This window comes from Jatrophihabitans endophyticus (assembly GCF_900129455.1).
GTDB classification, from domain to species: Bacteria; Actinomycetota; Actinomycetes; order Mycobacteriales; family Jatrophihabitantaceae; genus Jatrophihabitans; species Jatrophihabitans endophyticus.
The window spans coordinates 210,443-231,476 of the sequence record NZ_FQVU01000005.1 but is presented as its reverse complement, the minus strand read 5'-3'; the positions used below and the strand labels follow the sequence as shown (position 1 = coordinate 231,476).

The 21,034-nt window shown below is 73.7% G+C and carries 21 protein-coding genes; 12 read left to right on the top strand and 9 right to left on the bottom strand.

What is annotated here, in order from left to right:
* Nucleotides 1-9: 9 nt before the first annotated feature.
* Entirely contained in the window at nt 10-642 is a 633-nt protein-coding gene (locus BUE29_RS17760) for a hypothetical protein (RefSeq protein ID WP_073391769.1), read from the bottom strand.
* Nucleotides 639-1,220: an RNA polymerase sigma factor SigE gene (gene sigE, locus BUE29_RS17755; protein WP_073391768.1), complete on the bottom strand. Its 582-nt coding sequence runs from the start codon at nt 1,218-1,220 to the stop codon at nt 639-641. The genes BUE29_RS17760 and sigE overlap by 4 nt, the downstream gene beginning before the upstream one ends.
* 153 nt (nt 1,221-1,373) lie before the next feature.
* On the opposite strand from sigE, the gene BUE29_RS17750 reads away from it, so the two are divergent.
* From BUE29_RS17750 to BUE29_RS17730, 5 genes are read left to right on the top strand one after another with little or no spacing between them, the layout of a single operon-like run.
* Nucleotides 1,374-2,744, top strand: coding sequence for a pyridoxal phosphate-dependent decarboxylase family protein (locus BUE29_RS17750; RefSeq protein WP_073391767.1), 1,371 nt, complete (start codon nt 1,374-1,376; stop codon nt 2,742-2,744).
* Between the two features lie 35 nt (nt 2,745-2,779).
* Complete coding sequence (locus tag BUE29_RS17745) at nt 2,780-3,418, top strand: O-methyltransferase (protein WP_073391766.1); 639 nt, start codon at nt 2,780-2,782, stop codon at nt 3,416-3,418.
* Between the two features lie 49 nt (nt 3,419-3,467).
* Nucleotides 3,468-4,436: a 2-phospho-L-lactate transferase gene (cofD, locus tag BUE29_RS17740; protein WP_073391765.1), complete on the top strand. Its 969-nt coding sequence runs from the start codon at nt 3,468-3,470 to the stop codon at nt 4,434-4,436.
* The gene (locus BUE29_RS17735) at nt 4,433-5,773 is read left to right on the top strand and encodes a coenzyme F420-0:L-glutamate ligase (RefSeq protein WP_073391764.1); all 1,341 of its coding nucleotides are present in this window, start codon (nt 4,433-4,435) and stop codon (nt 5,771-5,773) included. The genes cofD and BUE29_RS17735 overlap by 4 nt, the downstream gene beginning before the upstream one ends.
* Entirely contained in the window at nt 5,770-6,630 is an 861-nt protein-coding gene (locus tag BUE29_RS17730) for a serine hydrolase domain-containing protein (RefSeq protein WP_073391763.1), read from the top strand. Before BUE29_RS17735 ends, BUE29_RS17730 begins: the two co-directional genes overlap by 4 nt.
* A 118-nt stretch (nt 6,631-6,748) precedes the next feature.
* Here BUE29_RS17730 and BUE29_RS17725 read toward each other — a convergent pair whose 3' ends face one another.
* Nucleotides 6,749-7,180, bottom strand: coding sequence for a VOC family protein (locus BUE29_RS17725; protein WP_073391762.1), 432 nt, complete (start codon nt 7,178-7,180; stop codon nt 6,749-6,751).
* A 64-nt stretch (nt 7,181-7,244) separates the two neighbouring features.
* On the opposite strand from BUE29_RS17725, the gene BUE29_RS17720 reads away from it, so the two are divergent.
* The gene (locus tag BUE29_RS17720) at nt 7,245-8,222 is read left to right on the top strand and encodes a helix-turn-helix transcriptional regulator (RefSeq protein ID WP_073391761.1); all 978 of its coding nucleotides are present in this window, start codon (nt 7,245-7,247) and stop codon (nt 8,220-8,222) included.
* Here BUE29_RS17720 and BUE29_RS17715 read toward each other — a convergent pair.
* The 3 genes from BUE29_RS17715 to BUE29_RS17705 all read right to left on the bottom strand — a co-directional run bounded on the left by BUE29_RS17715 (nt 8,209) and on the right by BUE29_RS17705 (nt 11,502).
* The gene (locus BUE29_RS17715; RefSeq protein WP_200800295.1) at nt 8,209-9,123 is read right to left on the bottom strand and encodes a DNA-3-methyladenine glycosylase family protein; all 915 of its coding nucleotides are present in this window, start codon (nt 9,121-9,123) and stop codon (nt 8,209-8,211) included. The genes BUE29_RS17720 and BUE29_RS17715 overlap by 14 nt on opposite strands.
* Before the next feature lie 13 nt (nt 9,124-9,136).
* Entirely contained in the window at nt 9,137-10,204 is a 1,068-nt protein-coding gene (gene manB / locus BUE29_RS17710) for a mannose-1-phosphate guanylyltransferase (RefSeq protein ID WP_073391759.1), read from the bottom strand.
* 62 nt (nt 10,205-10,266) lie between these two features.
* Nucleotides 10,267-11,502, bottom strand: coding sequence for a SpoIID/LytB domain-containing protein (locus BUE29_RS17705; protein ID WP_073391758.1), 1,236 nt, complete (start codon nt 11,500-11,502; stop codon nt 10,267-10,269).
* A gap of 168 nt (nt 11,503-11,670) precedes the next feature.
* On the opposite strand from BUE29_RS17705, the gene BUE29_RS17700 reads away from it, so the two are divergent.
* The 3 genes from BUE29_RS17700 (at nt 11,671) to BUE29_RS17690 (ending at nt 15,152) form a co-directional block, all read left to right on the top strand.
* Complete coding sequence (locus BUE29_RS17700; protein ID WP_084181351.1) at nt 11,671-13,164, top strand: LCP family protein; 1,494 nt, start codon at nt 11,671-11,673, stop codon at nt 13,162-13,164.
* A gap of 78 nt (nt 13,165-13,242) precedes the next feature.
* A complete protein-coding gene (locus BUE29_RS17695) occupies nt 13,243-14,445 on the top strand; it encodes an LCP family protein (protein WP_143168234.1) in 1,203 nt (400 codons plus the stop codon).
* The gene (locus tag BUE29_RS17690; protein ID WP_084181349.1) at nt 14,433-15,152 is read left to right on the top strand and encodes a TIGR03089 family protein; all 720 of its coding nucleotides are present in this window, start codon (nt 14,433-14,435) and stop codon (nt 15,150-15,152) included. Before BUE29_RS17695 ends, BUE29_RS17690 begins: the two co-directional genes overlap by 13 nt.
* 4 nt (nt 15,153-15,156) lie before the next feature.
* Here the strand turns inward: BUE29_RS17690 and BUE29_RS17685 are convergent, their stop codons facing one another.
* On the bottom strand, nt 15,157-16,050 hold the full coding sequence (locus BUE29_RS17685) for an aldose 1-epimerase family protein (protein ID WP_073391755.1): 894 nt from the start codon (nt 16,048-16,050) through the stop codon (nt 15,157-15,159).
* A gap of 59 nt (nt 16,051-16,109) precedes the next feature.
* Between BUE29_RS17685 and bioB the strand changes: the two genes are divergently transcribed.
* Entirely contained in the window at nt 16,110-17,162 is a 1,053-nt protein-coding gene (gene bioB / locus BUE29_RS17680; protein WP_073391754.1) for a biotin synthase BioB, read from the top strand.
* Between the two features lie 81 nt (nt 17,163-17,243).
* Here bioB and BUE29_RS17675 read toward each other — a convergent pair whose 3' ends face one another.
* Together BUE29_RS17675 and pdxH are read right to left on the bottom strand one after the other, a co-directional pair.
* A complete protein-coding gene (locus BUE29_RS17675) occupies nt 17,244-18,569 on the bottom strand; it encodes an MFS transporter (protein WP_234971507.1) in 1,326 nt (441 codons plus the stop codon).
* On the bottom strand, nt 18,566-19,207 hold the full coding sequence (gene pdxH / locus BUE29_RS17670; RefSeq protein WP_073391753.1) for a pyridoxamine 5'-phosphate oxidase: 642 nt from the start codon (nt 19,205-19,207) through the stop codon (nt 18,566-18,568). The genes BUE29_RS17675 and pdxH overlap by 4 nt, the downstream gene beginning before the upstream one ends.
* A 174-nt stretch (nt 19,208-19,381) precedes the next feature.
* Here pdxH and BUE29_RS17665 point away from each other — a divergent pair, with 174 nt between their 5' ends.
* Both BUE29_RS17665 and BUE29_RS17660 read left to right on the top strand, forming a co-directional pair.
* Nucleotides 19,382-20,488, top strand: a complete 1,107-nt coding sequence (locus BUE29_RS17665; protein ID WP_073391752.1) for a citrate synthase 2 — start codon at nt 19,382-19,384, stop codon at nt 20,486-20,488.
* 3 nt (nt 20,489-20,491) lie between these two features.
* Nucleotides 20,492-21,025, top strand: a complete 534-nt coding sequence (locus BUE29_RS17660) for an NADPH-dependent FMN reductase (protein ID WP_073391751.1) — start codon at nt 20,492-20,494, stop codon at nt 21,023-21,025.
* The last annotated feature ends 9 nt before the right edge of the window (nt 21,026-21,034 follow it).

The window sequence follows — 21,034 nt, the reverse complement described above, 5'->3', positions numbered from 1 at the left end:
CGGACACGCTCAGCGTCCCCCTGCACGGAACACGGCGAGTCCGAAGCGCTCGCTGCCGAATCCGGCCGGGTCCAGCAGGCCGGTGCGCGAGGCGTCGGTGACGCCGAGGGTCGGGCCGTGCGAGACGCCTGCACCGGCCGGCCCGCGGTAGCCGACCGTGTTCACGCCGACCCCGCCGGTCGTCGGATCGTCATCGGTCGTCGCCACCGCCCCGACGGCCAGCGTGCCCGCGGTGACGACGGCCAGGGTCGCGGCGGTGAGCAGCGAACCGCCCCGGTGTCGTGGTCGCTCCGGCGACGGGACGAGGGCCGCGGCCGGGGCGGCCAGCGTGCCGAGTGCCCGGCCGGCCGTGGCGAACATCGTGGTGCCGTCCGGCATGACGACGGTGGCCGGCGGCGCCGACGCCTCGAGCGGGGTCACCTGCGGCAGCCCGCACAGCCGTGCCAGCAGCTCGGTCGGCAGCTCCGGAGCGGGCGCGGCCCGCAGCGCCGCGGCCGCCTCGCGCTGCACCCGGACGGCCTCGGCACACTCCGTGCACGCCGCCGTATGACGCGTGGCGCGCGCCCGGGCGAGACCGCACAGGACGCCGTCGGCGAAGGCCGCGACGGCCTCGTCGGACAGGTGCTGGGAGGAGGGGTTCATCCGACGAGCTCGACCCCCGGCTCGGCGGGACGCACGCCCGGCGCCCGGTGGGCGAGGGCCTCGCGCAGCAGCACCCGCCCGCGGTGGATGCGGGAGCGGACGGTGCCGACCTTGATGCCCAGCGTGGCGGCGATCTCCTCGTAGGAGAGCTGCTCGAGGTCGCACAGCACGACGGCGACGCGGAAGTCCGGCGGCAGGTCGTCCAGGGCGGCCTGGATCTCGGGATCGAGGTGCATCTCGTCGTAGACGTGCTCGGGGCCGGGGTCGGCACCGGCGAGCCGGTCGTTCGCGTCCTCGGGGAGGGTGTCGAAGCGGATGCGCTGCCGGCGGCGCACCATGTCGAGGAAGAGGTTCGTGGTGATGCGGTGCAGCCAGCCCTCGAACGTGCCCGGCTTGTACTCGGCGAGCGAGCGGAACACGCGGACGAAGGTCTCCTGCGTCAGGTCCTCGGCATCGGCGCGGTTGCCCGCCAGGCGGTAGGCGAGTCGGTACACGCGGTCGGCGTGCTCGCGCACCACCTCGTCCCAGGTGGGGGGCTGCCACACCTGGTTGTCGGTGGTGGCCGTGTCGACCGCCATCTGCTCACCTCGCTCGTCGTACGGTTGCGGCGAACCCGCATGTCGAGGGAACCAGGGCAACCTGTACCTGTCCTAAACGCCGGCGCGGCTCTCAGCGTTCCCGCACCTGCCCGCGGGCGGTGAGCGCGGGCGACCGCCGTACGCTGACCCGCCGTGCACCGTTTCACCGCGGACGAGGAACACCTCTCGCAGGTGCTCGCGCAGCTGTGCCTGGACCGGCTCGCGATGCAGGCCCCGCTCGACCGGCCCCGGACCCCGGAGGAGCTCGAGAAGCGCGCCGGGCAGACGGTGACCGCCGCGGGCATCGGCCACGCCGAGGCGACCCGCGTGTGGAGCGAGGTGCTGGGGCCGGCCTGCCTGTCGGTCGACAATCCTCGCTACCTGTCCTTCATCCCCAGCGCGCCGACCAAGGCGGCGGCCGCGTTCGACATGCTCGTCGGGGCCACGAGCATGTACTCGGGGTCCTGGCTCGAGGGCGGCGGCGCGGTCTACGCGGAGAACCAGGCGCTGCGCTGGCTGGCCGACCTCGCGGGGCTGCCGGCGCAGGCCGGGGGCGCGTTCGTGCAGGGCGGGACGATCGGCAACCTGTCCGCGCTCGTGGCCGCCCGCGAGTCGGCCCTGCACCGGCGCGGCACCCGGCCGGCCCGCTGGGCGGTGTGCATCACCGAGCAGACCCACTCCTCGGTCGAGCACGCCCTGCGCATCGTCATGGACGTCGACGTGGTCGTCGTCCCCGGCGACGCGCGGGGACGGATGACCGGCACGGCCCTGCGCGACACGGTCGCCGGGCTCGACGAGACGACGCGGGACGGCATCTTCGCCGTCGTCGCGACCGCCGGCACGACCAATCTCGGGATCGTCGACGACATCGCCGGCGTGGGTGACGTCGCCCGCGAGCACGGCTGGTGGCTGCACGTGGACGGCGCGTACGGCGGCGCCGGCCTCGCCGCCCCCAGCGTCCGGCCGCTGTTCGCGGGCACCGAGCACGCCGACTCCTTCATCGTCGACCCGCACAAGTGGCTGTTCGCACCGTTCGACTCGTGCGCGCTGATCTACCGCGATCCGGTGCAGGCCCGCGCCGCCCACACCCAACACGCCAGCTACCTCGACCCGGTCAACGTCGAGGGTGAGTGGAACCCGTCGGACTTCGCCATCCAGTTGACGCGACGCGCCCGGGGGCTGCCGTTCTGGTTCTCCCTCGCTGTCCACGGCACCGCCGCCTACGCCGACGCGATCGAACGGACCATCGCCGTCGCGCGGGCCGGGGCCGAGGTCATCCGCTCCCGCGAGCACGTCCGGCTGCTGCTCGAACCCGAGCTCAGCGTGGTGGTCTTCGAGCGCGTCGGCTGGGAGGCCGGGGACTACGCGCGCTGGAGCAGCCGCATCCTCGACGAGCAGGTCGGGTTCGTGACGCCGACCAAGCATCAGGGCCGGGTCTGCACCCGCTTCGCGATCGTCAACCCGGAGACGACCGTCGCCGACCTGGAACTGCTCGTCGACTCGATGGCCGACCCGCTCGGCTAGTCACCGGCCGGCCGCCGCGGCGCTAGGGTTCCTCCATGGCCGACGCGATGCTGAACGGTGCGAGCTTGGCGTACGCGGAGTCGTTCGCCATCGAGGACGACGTCACCGCCCGCGCCCGCGGCCGGGCCGCCGAATTCGGCTGCACCCCGATCGGACCGGCCGGCGGCGCGACGCTGCGCCTGCTCGCGGCCGCCACCGCCGCGCGCACCGTCGTCGAGGTGGGCACCGGTGCGGGCGTGAGCGGGCTCTACCTGCTCGGCGGCATGGCGCCCGGGGGCGTCCTCACCACCATCGACGTCGAAGGCGAGCACCAGCGCGCGGCCAAGGAGGCGTTCGGCGAGGCCGGCATCGGCGCGTCGCGCTACCGGCTCATCAACGGCTCGGCGGCCGAGGTGCTGCCCCGGCTGCGCGACGCCGCCTACGACCTCGTCTTCGTCGACGCCGACAAGACCGCCTACGCCGTCTACTACGAGCAGGCGCTGCGACTGCTGCGTCCGGGCGGCATCGTCGCGTTCGACAACGCGCTCTGGCACGACCGCGTGGCCGACCCCTCGCAGCGCGACCCCGACACCACGGTGCTGCGCGAGCTGGGCCGGACGGTGCGCGACGACGAGCGGCTGATCCCGGCCCTGCTGCCCGTGGGCGACGGCCTGCTCGTCGCCGCCCGGCGCTGACCGCGTCTCGCGGCGTCGCGCCGCGCGGCATCGCGTAGGTTCGGTACCCGTGCGAATAGCAGTGCTGGCCGGAGGCATCGGCGGTGCCCGCTTCCTGCGCGGCGTGCGGGCGGCCCGCCCGGACGACGACATCACCGCCGTCGTGAACACCGGCGACGACGTCACGCTGCACGGCCTGCGCATCTGCCCCGACCTCGACAGCGTCATGTACACCCTCGGCGGCGTGCACGACGGCGAGCGGGGGTGGGGCCGCAAGGACGAGACGTGGCGGATCAAGGACGAGCTCACCGCCTACGGCGCCGAGCCGTCCTGGTTCGGTCTCGGCGACCTCGACGTCGCCACGCACCTCGTCCGCACCCGCATGCTCGAGGCGGGCTTTCCGCTGAGCGAGGTCACCGCGGCGCTGTGCGAACGATGGCAACCAGGGGTGACCCTGCTGCCAATGACCGACGACCGCTGCGAGACGCACGTGGTCGTCGAGCTGGCCGAGCCCGGTGATGCCGAGGGCAGCACGCCACGTCGGCGGGCGATCCACTTCCAGGAGTGGTGGGTGCGACACCGCGCGTCGGTGCCGGCGCAGGCGTTCGTCCAGGTCGGCGCCGAGCACGCCACTCCCGCGCCCGGCGTGCTCGAGACGATCACCGGTGCCGACGTCGTGCTGCTCGCCCCCAGCAACCCGGTCGTCTCGATCGGCACCGTCCTCGGCGTTCCGGGCATCCGCGACGCCCTGGTGTCCGGTTCCGCACCGGTCGTCGGGCTGTCCCCCATCGTCGGCAACGCACCGGTGCGCGGCATGGCCGACTCGTGCCTGCCCGCCATCGGCGTCGAGGTCAGCGCCGAGGGCGTCGGGCGGCACTACGGCGCCCGCTCCGAGGGCGGTCTGCTCGACGGCTGGCTCGTGCACGAGACCGATACCGCCCGGGTGCCCGGCGTGGCGGTGGCGGCCGTCCCGCTGCTGATGAGCGACGACGACGCGACGGCGGCGATGGTGAAGACGGCGCTGGAGCTGGTCGCGTGAACGGCGACCACGCGGCCGCACGGCTCGAGCTGCTGCCGGTCACCGGCATCGGCGAGGTGCACCCCGGCGACGACCTCGCCGAGATCGTCGCGAGCCACGCGACGCTGCAGGACGGCGACGTCGTGGTCGTCACCTCGAAGGTGGTGTCGAAGGCCGAGGGCCGCATGGTCGTGCTCGACTCCACCGACGCGGACGTCCGCGAGGCCGCGCGGCAGGCGGCGATCGACGCCGAGACGGTCCGGGTGGTGGCCCGCCGCGGGTCGCTGCGCATCGTCGAGAACCGGCAGGGCCTCGTGCTGGCCGCGGCGGGGGTGGACGCGTCCAACGTCGCGCGCAACGAGCTCGCGCTGCTGCCCGTCGATCCCGACGCGTCGGCCGCGCTGCTGCGCGAGCAGCTGCGCGAGCGGCTGGGCGTGACGGTCGGCGTCGTGGTCACCGACACGTTGGGCCGCCCCTGGCGCGGCGGCGTGATCGACCAGGCCATTGGCGTGGCCGGTCTCACCGCGGTCACCGACCCGCGCGGGCACACCGACGCCTACGGCAACGTCATCGCCTCGACGCAGGTCGCGTTGGCCGACGAGATCGCGTCGGCCGCCGACCTCGTCAAGGGCAAGCTCGGTGGGGTGCCGGTGGCGATCGTGCGCGGCCTGGCGACCGGCGGCCGGCTGCCCGACGACGGGCGCGGCGGCGCCGAGCTGCGTCGCGGGGCCGACAGCGACATGTTCCGGCTCGGCACCGCCGAGGCGATCGCGGTCGGCCGCGCCGACGCGGAGCGCTCGTCCGGGCCGCCGCCGCCGCTGCACGACGACGCGGTGGAGGTCGTCACCGCGCTCGCCACCGACGACGTCGTCGAGGCCGCGGTGCGGCAGGCCTTCCTCGGCTTCCTCGCCGCGCGCTCGGACGCGACGTGGCGCTCCTGCGTGCCGGGGCACCTCACCGCCAGCACGCTCGTGGTCGACCCGACGCGCGAGGCGGTGCTGCTGACGCTGCACCCGCGCGTCGGCATGTGGGTGCAGCTGGGCGGGCACTGCGAACCGGGGGACCAGACGATGCTCGATGCCGCCGCCCGCGAGGCCCGCGAGGAGAGCGGGCTGGGGTCACTGTCGTTCGACCCGACCCCGCTCGGCCTGGACGTGCACCCCATCACCTGCTCGCTCGGCGTCGCGACCCGGCACTTCGACGTCCGCTTCCTCGCCCTGAGCGCGCCGGGCGCCGAGCCGGTGCGCAGCGCGGAGTCGCTGGACCTGCGCTGGTTCCCGTGGGCCGATCTGCCCGGCACCACCTCGCCCGAGCTGCCCCGCCTCGTGGCGGCGGCCCGCGCCCGGATCGGGGCATGACCGGCGGCGCGGGCAGTGGCCGCAGCGGGGGCGGCAGCCGCGCCCTCGTGGGGCTCGACGGCTGGCCCGTCCCCACCGCCGCCGCGGCGGTCGTCGGTCCGGACGGCGTGCTCGCCACCCACGGTCGGGTCGACCACGAGTTCGCGCTCGCGTCCGTGACCAAGCCGCTGGCCGCGCTCGCCGTTCTCGTCGCGGTCGAGGAGGAGGCGGTGTCGCTGGACGATCCCGCGGACGCCGACCTGCTCCCCGGCGCGACCCTGCGTCACCTGCTCGCCCACGCCTCGGGCGTCGCCGCGGACGAGCGCCGCCGCGAACGCCCACCCGGTGACCGACGGGTGTACTCCAACGCCGGCTTCGAGCTGGCCGGCGACCTCGTCACGCGCGCCACCGGCATCCCGTTCGCCGACTACCTGCGCGAGGCGGTGTTCGAGCCGCTCGGCATGCGCTCGTCCGACCTGGCCGGGTCACCCGCCCACGCCGGGCGTTCGACGGTCGCCGATCTCGCCCACGTGGTGAGCGAACTGCTGGCGCCCTCGGGCCTGCTCGGCGCGGCCACGCTCACCGCCCTGCGTGAGGTCCAGTTCCCGGGCCTGCGCGGCGTGCTGCCCGGGTACGGCGGCCAGTCGCCCAACGACTGGGGGCTGGGCTTCGAGCTGCGTGGCGACAAGTCGCCGCACTGGACGGGCAGCCACAACTCGCCGGCCACCTACGGCCACTTCGGTCAGCGCGGGACGATGTTCTGGGTCGACCCCGAGGCCGGCCTCGCCCTCGTCGCGCTGGCCGACCGCGACTTCGGCGACTGGGCCCGCGCAGCGTGGCCGGCGCTCGCCGACGCCGTCCTCGCCGAGTTCGGCTGACCGCGGCGGGGACCGGCGGCTCGGCACCGGCGCCTCTCCGCCGAGTGTCGTACGCCCCGTCTACGCCCCGTATACGGGCCGTATGCGGGCCGAGTGACACCGCCGCGAAGGGCACCGGTCAGCGGGCGAACTTGGCGATCGCCGCCTCGGTGACGGGCGTGAAGACGTTGACCAGGTTGCCGTCCGGGTCGCGCAACAGCAGGGAGCGGTTGCCCCACGGCATCGTCGTCGGCTCCTGGACGACCGGCGTCCCGGCCGCGGCGAGGCGGTCGTGCACCGCGTCCACGTCGTCGACCAGGAACTCGACGATGACGCTGCGGTTGGCGGCCGGCGCGGCGGTGCCTTCGCCGAACAGCGCGACCGTCCGCACGCTGCCGATCGCCAACGTGCCCACGGGCGTGTTCAGTTCGGCGAAGTCGGGCGTGAACCAGCGCGCCGGGACGGCGGTCAGCTCCTGGTAGAAGTCGGCCAGGCGGGCGACGTCGTCGGTGATCACGCGGATCGAGACGAGAGTGACGGGACGGGCGGCAGGAGTGCTGTCAGCTGTCATGCCGAGGACGGTAGGCGCGATACCGGGCAGGATCCGCCCGGTAGTTCGCGCGATACTCGGGCTCGTGCCCCGGCCCACCGCCCGCGTCCTCGCGCTGCTGGAGATCCTGCAGTCCGGCGGCACCCACACCGTCGCCGAACTGGCGCGCCGCGTCGGCGTCGACGAGCGCACGCTGCGGCGCTACGCGGGCCACCTCGGCGAGCTCGGCATCCCGCTCGAGGTCACCCGTGGCCGCTACGGCGGTTACCGGCTGGCGACGGGCTACCGCATGCCCCCGTTGCTGCTCACCGAGGAGGAGGCGCTGGCCGTGCTCCTCGGCCTCGTCGCCGGCCGGCGGGCCGGGCTCGTCACGACGTCGGTGACCGCGGCGCAGAGCGCGGCGGCGAAGCTGCGGCGCGTGCTCCCCCGGGGCGTCGACCGGCGGCTGGACGCGATCGAGACGGCCACCGCGTTCACCGCGCCGCCACGGCCGGTCGTGGAGCCGGCGGCCGGCACCCTGCTGCTGTTCGCCGAGGCGGTGCGCGACCGGCGCCCGGTGGCGGTGCGCTACACCTCGGCCGACGGGCGGCACAGCGAGCGGATCGTCCGTCCGTTCGGCCTCGTCGCGCACGCGGGACGCTGGTACGTGGCCGGCGAGGACGGCACGAGCGGCGCGCGGCGGACGTTCCGTGTCGACCGCGTCGCCGCGCCGCGCGTGCTCGACGGCGGCTTCGACGTCCCCGCCGACTTCGACGCCGCGGCCCAGGTGCTGACCGCGATCGCCCGGGCGCCCCACCGCCACGAGGTGTCCGTGCTCGTGCAGGGACCGGCGGACCGGGTGGCGGCCACGCTGCCCGTCGGCGTCGCGACGGTCGAGCCGGCCGACGAGCGGCCCGGTTGGGTGCGCGTCGCCCTGCGCGTCGAGGAGCTGGACTGGGTGCCGGGGGTGCTCGCCGGGCTCGGGCTGCCGTTCGTCGTCGAACGTCCGGACGCCCTGCGCACGCTCGTCCGGGCGCTCGCGGACCGACTGGCCGCCGCGACCGAGCCGCTCAGATCGCCCTGATGTCGGTGTAGCGGAACTTCGGACCGAAGCGGGGGGCGCCGATGCCGGTGCGCTCGGCGAGGCGCATGACGCGCTGCCGCTGCCCGGGCCAGGCCGCGAGCAGCGCCAGCATCTCGTCGTCGGTGCCGCGGGCGCGGCCGGTGAGCAGGTGCACGATCATGTTCTTGAGGTGGTAGTCGCCCACGCTGACGGCGTCGGGATCGCCGAGCGCGCGCTGCGTGGTCTCGGCCGCCGTCCAGACGCCGATGCCGGGGACGAGCTGCAGCCGGGCCGCGGCGTCGGCCGGGGTCATGGCCGCGCACTCCTCCAGCCGGCGGGAATGGAGGGCCGCGGCGCGGATGGCACGCTGGCGTTTCAGGTCGACACCGAGCCGGTGCCACTCCCAGCCCGGCAGGTCGAGCAGCTGCTGCGGCGACGGCGGCACCCGCAGCTCGGGACCGGGCCCGGGCGCGACGCCGCCGAAGCGGTACAGCAGCAGGCGCCAGGCCCGCCGCGCCTCGACCCCGGTCACCTTCTGCTCGAGGATCGCCGGGACGAGCGCGTCCAGGACGAGCCCGGTCCGGACCAGCCGCATGCCTGGCCGGCGGCGCAGCGTCTCGTGCAGGACGGGCACCGTCGACACGTCGAGGGTCGACCAGTCGTCGTCGCGGCCGAGCATGGCGGGGACGCGCTCGAGCAGCCAGTCGGCACCGGGGCCCCAGGCGTGCGCGGTCACGACGGAGCCGGCGGCGCTCATCGCCAGCGTGCCGGGGCCGTCCGGCGTCAGGCAGGCGCGCCAGTGCCGCTCGCCGTCGGCGCGATGGGCGGGATCGCCGGTGCCCCGACGCAGCGGGGCGAGGGTGGCCCGCAGGTCGAGGCGGTGACCGGCGTCCCAGGTGAGCACCCGGCGATTGTGACTCACCGGTCCGACGGGATCAGCCGTCGGTCGAGAAGCGGATGGACCCGTCGGCCAGCACGGCGTCGGGCCAGACCCGCGCACCGCCGAGCAGCTCCACCCGGGCGCCGACCGTGGCGCGGTCACCGACGACGACGTCCTCGAGCACGGCGTCGGCGCCGATGCGGGCCCCGGCCCCGACCACGGACCGGCGCACCACGGCCCCGGCCGCCACCACGGCGCCGTCGAAGACGACCGACCCGGCCACCTCGGCCCCGCCCGCCACGACCGCGTCGCGGCCGACCGTCGTGCCGAGCGTGAGCGATGCGGCGGCGTCGACCTGCGCGCCGGGCAGCACCAGCGACTCGCCCGGTGCCGCGACGGCCGGTGACGGCGCGCGGCCGAGGACGAGGTCGCACGAGCCGGCCACGAAGTCCGCCGGGGTCCCGAAGTCGCGCCAGTAGCCGCCGTGGACGTGGCCGTAGACGGCGGCGCCGGCGGCGAGCAGGCCCGGGAAGGTCTCGCGTTCGACCGACACCGGCCGGCCGGCCGGGATGGTGTCGATCACCGAGCGGCGGAACACGTACAGCCCGGCGTTGATCTGGTCGGTGACCGGTTCCGGGCTCTTCTCCAGGAACGCGGTCACGCGGCCGTCCGGGTCGGTGGGCACGCAGCCGAACGCGCGCGGGTCCTCGACCCGGGTGAGCGTGAGCGTCACGTCGGCGTCGCGCTCACGGTGCTCGGCGAGCAGCACCGCGAGGTCCACGCCGACCAGGTTGTCGCCGTTGAGCACGAGCGTGGTGTCGCCGCGCAGGGTGTCGGCCACATTGCGGATGCCGCCGCCGGTGCCCAGCGCCTCGGTCTCCACGACGTACTCGAGCTCGACGCCGAGCTCGCTGCCGTCACCGAAGTACTCCTCGAACACCTCGGCCCGGTAGGAGGTGCCGAGGACCACGTGCGTGACCCCGGCGTCGCGCAGCCGGGTGACGAGGTGGGTCAGGAACGGCACGCCCGCCGTGGGCAGCATCGGCTTGGGCGCCGACAGCGTGAGCGGGCGCAGCCGCGTGCCGAGCCCGCCTACCAGGATCACCGCGTCGGTGTCGGTCATGTGCTGTGCCCTTCGTCCGCCGCCGGGACGAAGAGCCTGTCACAGGACGCGACGGCGCGGACCTACCCGCGGCGGACTGTGAACCACGTCGTACCGGCGCCGATGGCGTACTGCAGGTCGAAACCGGTGACCCGTCGCGTGGTCGCCTTGCCCGACGAGGACGTCCCGGTGAGTGTCGCCGCGAGAACGCGACCGCCCCAGGTGCCGTGCCCGTCGCGCTTGGTGACGGCCAGCTTGGTCACCTTCGCGAGCCCGAAGTAGGAGGCCAGCGACCGGACCGACACGGTGCGCCGGTAGTCGATGTAGGGGTTGCCGGCCGCGCTCGGGTCGTAGGGGTCGGCGCGGGCCGTGAGGTAGGGCTGGCCGCCGCCCGCCGACCAGCCGCCGTTCGAGGCGGAGAACTGGGCGAAGATGGTGCTGCCGCGGTAGCGCAGGACGCGGTTGGCCGTGGCCTTGGCCGCCGGCTGGTAGTCACCGCCGACGACGTGGCCGCCGCGGTCGTAGCGCTTGCGACCCCCGTACACCTGGCACTGCGTGGTGTCGCAGATGTCGTACTCGCTGCCGGTCGCGCGGTGCTCGACGGCGTACCGGCCGTAGGTGCGCGCGGCGACGGCCTGCGCGTTCACGGCCTGTGCCCGCCACGAGACCGGCATCTCGCTGGGGACGACGCCCGCGGTGTAGGAGTCGAGGCTCACCCGGTTCACCGTGTAGAGCCCGGAGCCGGCACGGACCGCCCGCAGCCGGCCGATATAGCGCACGCTCGAACCGTCGCTGCGGTAGAGCCGGGTGGAGTAGCCGTTCGTGCGGTAGAGCTCGGTTCGGTTGGCGAGCCTGCCGCGGTAGGTGCGCCAGGTCGCGCCCTTGGCCGACTTCAGCTGCTGCAGCGCAAGCCCGGAACCCGAGGCGACGAGGCGGTACTTGGCGACCCCTCTCGTCGGCAGTGTGCCGACGCCGGTCGCCGCGATGGTGGAGTACGCCGCGACGGTCGTCCGGGCCGGGAAGCCGCTGAGCCGGACCCGGATCTGCGACTTCGCGAGCGTCGTCAGCGTGGTGCCCGGGTAGTAGAAGCCGAGGATCTTGCCGTAGGACAACCCATTGCCGGCGGCGCCCTCGGCGCCGTACTGGCTCATGCCGTGGCCGTGGCCGTTGCCGCGCAGGGTGACGACCACGGTGCCGGACGGCGAGAGGGTGATCGCGTCGGCGGGGGCGCTCGACACGACGAGGGGCACGACGGTTCCGGCCGTCGCCACGGCGAGGGTGGCGGCGGTGCGAAGGACCCGGCGGGGGAACGGGTTCATTAGCACTCGATTCACTTGTTTCGTCGGCGACACGCCGATGTGAGTCTCACGTTAGATTAACGGCCGGTCGAAGGGAACCTTTACCCGCGGACCCGATCCGCGGCCACCGCGCGACCCGCCCCGCCGGCTGCCCGGATCTGTCGGTCCGGCCGTCTAGCCTCGCAGGCGATGACCGCCCCCGCCGCCCGCCGCCGCCCCGGTCCCCGCCTCGCGGGGATGCCCTGGGGCATGCGGGTCGGCGTGCGCGCCTTCTTCGCCTCGGTCTCGCTCGTCGTCCTCGTCGCGAGCGGCATCGCGTGGGCCACGTTCCAGAACTTCACCGACGACATCCCCCACGGCGCGCCCGTGCCGGGTGCCAGCGGCGACCACGACGGTGCGCAGCAGAACATCCTGCTCATCGGCAACGACACCCGCGCCGGCGCCACCCGCGCCGAGCTCGACGCGCTGCACACCGGCCACGACACCACCACGGTCAACGCCGACACGATGATGGTGCTGCACGTCCCCGGCGACGGCGAGGGGCGTCCCACGCTCGTCTCGTTCCCCCGCGACGCCTGGGTCACGATCCCCGGTCACGGCCGCGGCAAGCTCAACTCCGCCTATCCCGACGCCTACAACGCCGCACGCTCGGCGGGTCGCGGCGAGACCGCGGCCGAGAGCGCGGGCATCCTCGCCACCGTCAAGACGATCCAGACCCTGATCGGCGTCAAGATCGACCACTACATGCAGGTCAACCTGCTCGGCTTCTACCGCATCAGCGAGGCCATCGGCGGCGTCGAGGTCTGCCTCAAGAACGCGCAGAACAAGACCACCGAGACCGACGGCACCCGTCGCGGGTTCTCGGGCATCGACCTGCCCAAGGGCGTTTCGGTCATCGAGGGCAAGCAGGCGCTCGCGTTCGTGCGACAGCGCCACGGGCTGCCCCACGGCGATCTCGACCGGGTCAAGCGCCAGCAGTACTTCCTCAAGGCCGCGTTCACCAAGATCACGTCCGCGGGCACGCTGCTCAACCCGTTCAAGATGCGCGACCTGCTCAAGGCCATCGGCTCGTCGCTGCTCACCGATCCCGACCTCGACCTGCTGGGCCTGGCCCGGCAGTTCCAGTCGCTGACGGCCGGCAAGATCGACTTCGCGACCATCCCCAACAACGGCCCGAAGCTCATCTACCCCGACGGCGTCGAGACCTCGATCATCGAGGTCAACCGCAAGGCGCTGCCGGCCTTCCTCGCCCAGCTCGAGGGCAAGAACGACGACGCGCTGGCCCGCGCCAAGGCCGCCGCGCCGCGGAGCGTGACCGTCGACGTCCTCAACGGCACCGAGACCCCGCGGCTCGCCGCCCGCAACGCGACCGGGCTCACGCGCCTGGGGTTCAGGGTCGACACCGTCGACTCCGCGTCGAAGACGGCCAAGACCACCGTGCAGTACCCGCCGGGGCGCGAGGCGCAGGCCAAGGCCGTCCTCGCCGCCGTGCCGAAGGCCAAGGCGGTCGCAACCCCCGACGTCACGCGCGTCACCCTCGTCGTCGGGGGCAACGGCGTGATGGTCAAGGGCGTCGCCCGGCCGGCGGACACGCGCCCCACCGGCTCGGCGACGGCGTCGGGCAGCACCTCGGGCGACCGGGCGACCGACAGCGACACCGACGCCCTGACCTGCATCGACTGAGCCGTCCGACGACGCGGGCCCGAGAACCCGCCGAGCGGCTCAGCACCTTCACACGGACTGCATCTGTACGGTGTCCCGGTGTCGTCCCAGGAACTCCCGCCGCATCTCGATCCCCGTGGTCGGCATCGCGGTGGCCGGCCGAGCGGCCTGCACGCCGTGCGTCCCATCGGCCGCGTCGTCGGCTCCATCGTCTCGATCGGGCTGCTGCTGGTCGCCGGATACACCTGGTATCAGTACCGCGACCTCGACAACAACGTCTCCCGCCTCGACGTCAGCGTCGGCGCCAAGGCCAGGACGGCCGACGAGCCCGACATCGACGGCCAGGACCAGAACATCTTCGTCGTCGGCAACGACGATCGCTCCAACATGAGCGACAAGGAGGTCAAGGAGCTGCACGTCGGTCGCGACGGCGGCAGCCTGGCCACCGACACGATGATGATCGTCCACGTGCCCGCCGACGGTTCGCGCGCGACGCTGATCTCGCTGCCGCGCGACACCATGGTCGACGTGCCCGACGGGTACGGCACGAACAAGCTCAACGCGCCCTACGCACTCGCCTACAGCGAGGCGCGTGGCAAGGGCGCCTCGGTGGCCGAGGCCCGCAAGGCCGGCGCCAACCTGCTGCTCAAGACCGTCACCAAGTTCACCGGGCTGAGCATCGACCACTACGTGCAGATCGACCTCCTCGGCTTCTACCGCCTCAGCACCGCCATCGGCGGCGTGCCCATCAACCTGTGCAACGACGTCGACGACCGCCACAAGACCAACGTCGCGCGCGGCGAGGACGGCGGGTCGGGGCTGCACCTGTCCAAGGGCAAGCACGTCATCGAGGGCAAGACGGCGCTGGAGTTCGTGCGGCAGCGCCACGGCCTGCCGCGCGGCGACTTCGACCGCGTGAAGCGCCAGCAGTACTTCCTCACCTCGGCGTTCCGGCAGGTCGCGTCCGTCGGCATCCTGTTCAAGCTGCGCCAGATCGGCGACGCGCTGAAGCGTTCGGTGTACTTCGACAACGACCTCGATCTGCTCGACCTCGCCCGCCAGCTCGAGAACCTCACCGCCAACAACATCGTCGGCAAGACGATCCCGGTGGCCGACGACGGCACCGCGAGCCCGAAGAAGGTCAAGCGCTTCGTGGCCAAGGTGATCGGCAAGACCGACGAGTCGAGCAAGAAGTCGGCCTCGTCGACGACGTCGCGCTCGACGTCGTCGACCGCCTCCTCGGCCTCGAAGAGCCCGTCGGCGTCCTCGAGCACCGCCATCGACTCCAAGTGCATCAACTGAGCACGCCGGAGGGCCGGTTCGCCACGCTCGTCGGCGAGGACGCGTCCCGCCCCTTCGTGACCTACTACGACGAGGCGAGCGGCGAGCGCTCGGAGCTGTCGCGCAAGTCGCTCGCGAACTGGGTCGCCAAGACCCGCAACCTGCTCGGCGACGAGCTGGGGCTCGGCGTCGGCGACACCGCGGTCGTCGCGCTGCCCGCGCACTGGATCGCGGTGCCCGTCGTGCTCGGCTGCCTCGCCGCCGGGCTGACGGTGCGCGACTCCGGCAGCGCCGACGTCGCCTTCGCGACACCGGCCACGCTGGCCACGACCGACGCCCTCGACCGCTACGTCGTCGACCCCGACCGCGCCGCCTTCGGCTTCCGCGACGACGTCCCCGGCGGCGGCACCGACTACGTGGCCGCCGTCCGGCCGCAGGGCGACGCGTGGGCCGGCATCCTGCTCCCGGCCACCGGTGACGACCCGTACACGGCCGACGAGACCCGTGCCGCGGCGATGACCCGCGCCGGCGCCCGCGCCGCCGAGCTCGGTCTGGCCGACGGCGGCCGGCTGCTCGTCACCGCCGGCGACGCGACGGACGCCGAGACCTGGCTGCACACCGTGCTGGTGCCGCTCGCGATCGGCGGGTCCGTCGTCGTCGTGCGCAACGCCGACGCGGCGGTCCTCGACCGCCGTGCCGAGCAGGAGCGGATCACCGCCCGCGCCTGAGGCGTCACAGCGGCTGGATGCCCCAGCTGCCCGTCCACTCGTCGCCCGGTTCGAGGACGAGCAACCCGGCGCCGGAGTTGAAGGCGTTCGGCGCGCAGGTCATCGGCTCGACGGCCACGCCGTGCTGCCCCGGGGTGAGGTCGGCGAGCGTGTAGACCTGCAGGAAGCCGAACGTCTCGTCGAACCACAACCGCGCGCCACCCGACGGCGTCCGCACCTCGGCGGTGCCGCGGCCGTCGACCGGCTGCAGACCGGTGAAGCCGTCGTCGAAGCGGTGCCGGCCGAGGACGCGGCCGGCGCGGTAGTCGTCGTCCTCCGACAGCGGGCGCGAGCCGACCGGGATCTGGTGCTCGTCGACGACGAGCACCTCGGTCGCCGGCAGCGTCAGCGTGACGTCGGCCAGCTCGTGGCCGCGGGTGGCGAGGTAGGGGTGCGATCCGGCACCGAAGGGGGCCCGGCCGCGCCCGACGTTGCGGGCCGCGAGCGTGACCGTCAGCCCGTGCTCGGCGTGGACGGCGTAGGTGACCTCGGCGTGGATCTGGAACGGGTAGCCCTTCTGCGGCACGACGTCGAGGCCGAGCGTGAGCACGCCGGCGTCCTGACGCACCGGCGTCCATCGCTCCCACCGACCGAGCCCGTGGATCGCGTTGCCGGCGTCGGGCTCGGTGAGCCCGAGCTGTTGGGCGGCACCGTCGAAGGTGTAGCGGCCGCCGGCGATCCGGTTCGGCCAGGGGACGAGCGTGATGCCGCAGCCTTTAGGCGGCAGCTCGTCCTCGCCGTAGCCGCACGTGACCGCGGTGCCGCCGACCGTGTACCCGCGCAGGCCGGCACCGACCTCGACCACCGTGGCGACGTGGTCGCCGGCCGAGATCGTCCACTGCGTGCCGGTGAGGGCCATGCCGGTGACGCTAGTCCCACCACCGCGCCGCCACACCTGCGGTCGATAGGCTCCAGGCCATGCCGAGCCAGTACGCCGACCTCGCCGAACGCATCCTCGCCGGGGACTCGCTGACCAGGGACGAGGCCCTGGACGTCCTGCGGTCCTCCGACGACGACCTGCTCGATCTCGTCGCCGCCGCCGGCCGGGTGCGGCGCAAGCACTTCGGCAACACGGTCAAGGTCAACTACCTGGTCAACCTCAAGTCCGGGCTGTGCCCCGAGGACTGCTTCTACTGCTCGCAGCGGCGCGGCTCCGAGGCCGAGGTCCTCAAGTACACCTGGCTCGCGCAGGACGAGGCGATCCGGCAGGCGAAGCTCGGCCTCGACGGCGGGGCGTCGCGGGTCTGCCTGGTGGCCAGCGGCCGCGGCCCGCACCAGCGCGACATCGACCGCGTCGGGGCGATGGTCTCCGAGCTCAAGGAGCAGCACCCGCAGGCCGAGGTCTGCGCGTGCCTGGGCATCCTGTCCGACGGGCAGGCCGAGCAGCTCAAGGCCGCCGGGGTCGACGCCTACAACCACAACATCAACACCAGCGAGTCCCGCTACGGCGACATCTGCACGACGCACGAGTACGCCGACCGCGTCCGGACCGTCGAGCACGCCAAGCAGGCCGGCCTCTCGCCCTGCTCCGGGCTCATCGTGGGCATGGGCGAGACCGACGACGAGGTCGTCGACGCCGTCTTCGCCCTGCGCGAGCTGTCGAGCGACTCGATCCCGGTCAACTTCCTGATGCCGTTCGAGGGCACGCCGCTGTCGCAGGAATGGACGCTCACCCCGGCGCGCTGCCTGCGCATCCTCGCGATGGTGCGGCTGGCTGCGCCGGCGAGCGAGGTACGCATGGCCGGTGGGCGGGAGATGCACCTGCGCTCGCAGCAGGCGCTCGCGCTGCACCTCGCCAACTCGCTGTTCCTCGGCGACTACCTCACGAGCGAGGGCCAGGCCGCCGCCGCCGACCTCGAGATGATCGCCGACGCCGGCTTCGAGGTGCTCGGCGCCGACCCGACGGCGGCCTCGTCCCGACCGGTGTCGCGGCAGCGCGGCGCGGGCACGCAGGTCGCCCCCAACGCCTGACGCGCACACCCCGCCCCCGCTTCCTCGGCGAGTTGGTTGATCAACAGGCCTGTTGATCAACCAACTCGCCGAGGAAGACGGTCAGGAGAGGGGGGCCTGCGCGTCGTAATGCCAGAACGAGCGGACGGCCACGCCGGCCACCGCGACCACGGCGACGCACGCGAGACCGCCGCCCACCCACGAGAACATCGGTGACGTCGCGGCCGCGGTCCCGCCCGCGCGGAGGTCACCGAGCCGCGGGCCGCCCGCGACGACGGCGATGAAGACGCCCTGCATGCGCCCGCGCATCTCGTCCGGGGCGTAGGTCTGCAGGATCGTCTGCCGGTAGACGGCGCTGACGAGATCGGCGGCGCCGGCGACGGCGAGCAGCGCCACGGCCAGCCACAGGTGGTGGGCCAGCCCCGACAGCGCCACCGCCGTCCCCCAGCCGACGATGGCGAAGGTCAGCGCGACGCCCTGCCGGCGGACCCGGCCGATCCACCCGCTGCCCAGGCCGGCGATGACGGCGCCGATCGCGATCGCGGCGTAGAGCGGCCCCACGTTGCCGCCGAAGCGGTCGTCGGCGACCTCCGGGAAGAGCGCGCGGGGCATCGCCAGCACCATCGCCACGATGTCGACGAAGAACGACATCAGCAGCACCGGCCGGGTCGCGATGAACGCGAGCCCCTCGGCCACCGAGCGCAGGCCCAGCCGTTGCCCGGTCCCGTCCGGGCGGATGGACGGCAGCCGGAGCACCGAGTACAGCGCCGCGGTGAACAGCACGGCGTCGACGCCGTAGGCGACGGCGAACCCGCTCGGCAGCGTCACCAGCACGCCGGCGAGCAGCGGGCCCACCACCTGCCCCACGTTGCCGACGGTGAAGTTGAGCGTGTTGGCCGAGGCGACGAGGTCGGTCGGGACGAGCCGCGGGATGATCGCGCCGCGGGCCGACGAGGCCACCGCGAACGCCCCGGACTGCACCGCCACCAGCGCGAGGATGACGCCGACGTTGTCGAGCCCCGCGAGCGTCTGCGTGAGCAGGGCGAGGGTGACGACCCACGACAGCACCGACGACCAGAGGTAGAGCGTGCGGCGATCGACCGCGTCGGCGATCGCGCCGCCGTAGAGGCCGAACACGACGATCGGGACGAGCCCCGCGAGCCCGACGAGGCCGACGTAGAAGGAGGAGTGCGAGACGGCGTACACCTGCACCGGCACGGCGACCTGCGTCAGCATCGAGCCGATGAACGACGTCCCCTGCCCGACGAGCAGCCGGCGGTAGGCGGGGATGGCGAGCGGACGGGTGTCGACGGCCTGCCGGCGCAGCAGTGCCCGCAGCGTGCGGGCCTGCTCGGTCGCGGCCTCCGGCTGCGGGACGTCCTCGGCCGGGGCGTCGGGCGGGTCGACCTGCTCGGACGTGTCGCTCACGGGGCGAGCCGCTCGACGGCCCACTCGTCGCCGGCACGCCGATAGCGGACGCGGTCGTGCAGCCGGCCCCGCCGGCCCTGCCAGAACTCGACGCTGTCGGGGACGAGCAGGAAGCCGCCCCAGTGGGGCGGCGCCGGGACCGGGGCGTCGGCGAAGCGGCGGGCCGCGTCGGCCTCGGCGGCCTCCAGCGCGGCCCGCGAGGTGACGACCTGCGACTGCGGCGACGCCCACGCCCCCAACTGCGACTCGCGCGGGCGGGTCGCGAAGTAGGCGTCGGTCTCGGCGCGGGTCACCTGCTCGACGGCGCCGGCGAGGCGCACCTGCCGCTCCTGCGCGAGCCACGCGAACACCAGCGCGGCCCGCGGGTTCGTCGCGAGGTCACGGCCCTTGGCCGAGTCGTGATTGGTGTAGAAGACGACGCCGCGCTCGTCGATCGCCTTGGCGAGCACGGTGCGGACGTCGGGACGCCCGGTGGCGTCGGCGGTGGCGAGCTGGACGGCGTTGGCCTCGACGATCGCCGGGTCGGCCACGGCCTCGGCGAACCAGCCCTGCAGCTGGCCCAGCCAGGTGTCGGCGACCTCGGTCTCGTCCAGGCGCCCCTTCGCGTAACTCTGGCGCAGGGCGGCGGGATCGGTCATCGCCGTCCATCCTCGCACCTGCACGGCGACACCGATCCGGCATGTGAGCAGAATGGGGCCTGCACGCGAGACCCGCGTTGCGCCTACGGTGCGTCGCACGCCTGTACCCGCGGCGCACCACGACGTCGAACGCGACGTCCCCGCAGTTCCGACGAACCTGAACGGAGCACGTCTATGGCAGACGACTACAGCCCGGGCCTCGAGGGCGTCATCGCCTTCGAGACCGAGATCGCCGAGCCGGACAAGGACGGTGGCGCGCTGCGCTACCGCGGCGTCGACATCGAGGACCTCGCGAGTCACGTCACCTTCGGCAACGTCTGGGCCCTGCTCGTGGACGGCAAGTTCGGCCCCGGGCTGCCGCCGGCCGAGCCGTTCCCCATCCCGGTCCACACCGGCGACGTCCGCGTCGACGTCCAGGCCGCGCTCGCGATGCTCGCGCCGGTCTGGGGTTATCGTCCGCTGCTCGACATCAGCGACGAAGAGGCCCGCGAGCAGCTCGCGCGTGCCGCCGTCATGGCGCTGTCCTACGCGGCGCAGTCGGCCCGCGGGCTGTCGAACCCGGCCGTCCCGCAGTCGCGCATCGACCAGTGCGAGACCATCATCGAGCGCTTCATGACCCGCTGGCGCGGCGAGCCCGACCCCGCGCACGTCAAGGCGGTCGACGCCTACTTCGTCTCGGCGGCCGAGCACGGCATGAACGCCTCCACCTTCACCGCCCGCGTCATCGCCTCGACCGGTGCCGACGTCGCGGCCGCGATGTCCGGCGCGATCGGCGCGATGTCCGGCCCACTGCACGGCGGCGCCCCGGCCCGCGTCCTGCCCATGATCGAGGCGGTCGAGAAGAACGGCGACGCCCGCAAGTTCGTGCAGGGCATCCTCGACCGCCACGAACGGCTGATGGGCTTCGGCCACCGCGTCTACCGCGCCGAGGACCCGCGCGCCCGCGTGCTGCGCCGCACCTGCAAGGAGCTCGGCGCCAAGCGGTACGAGGCCGCGGCCGCGCTCGAGCAGGCCGCGCTGGCCGAGCTCCGCGAGCGCCGTCCGGACCGTCCGATCGAGACCAACGTCGAGTTCTGGGCGGCGGTCATCCTCGACTTCGCCGAGGTGCCGCCGCACATGATGCCGGCGATGTTCACCTGTGCGCGGACGGCCGGCTGGTCGGCGCACATCATGGAGCAGAAGAAGACGGGCCGGCTGGTCCGACCGTCCGCCCGCTACATCGGCCCCGAGCCGCGCAAGCCCGAGGACGTCGAGGGCTGGGCCGACATCGCGCACGACTAACCGGTGAGCGAGCCACGGCGGGTGCTGCTCGTCTCGGGCAGCACCCGCGCCGCGTCCACCAACACCGCGCTGGTGCGCACGGCCAAGCTGTGCGCACCGCCGGGGGTCGCGACCTTCCGGCACGGCCTCACCGCGCTGCCGCACTTCAATCCCGAGGACGATCGCGACCCGCTGCCGCCGAGCGTCGTCGCCCTGCGCTCGGGCATCGCGGCCGCCCACGCGGTGCTGTTCTGCACGCCCGAGTACGCGGGGACGCTGCCCGGGTCGATGAAGAACCTGCTCGACTGGACCGTCGGCGGCACCGAGCTGACCGACCGGCCGGTCGCGTGGGTCAACGTCGCCGCCGACCCCCGGCGCGGGCACGGCGCGCTCGACACGCTGCGCACGGTGCTGGGCTACGTCCAGGCCCGAGTGGTGGAGGACGCCTGCCGCCACATCCCGGTGAGCAGCGACGCCGTCGGCCCGGACGGTCTCGTCGCCGACCCGGACGTCCGCGCGGCGATCACCGAGGTGCTGGCCGTCCTGGCCGCCGCCTGACTGACCGCT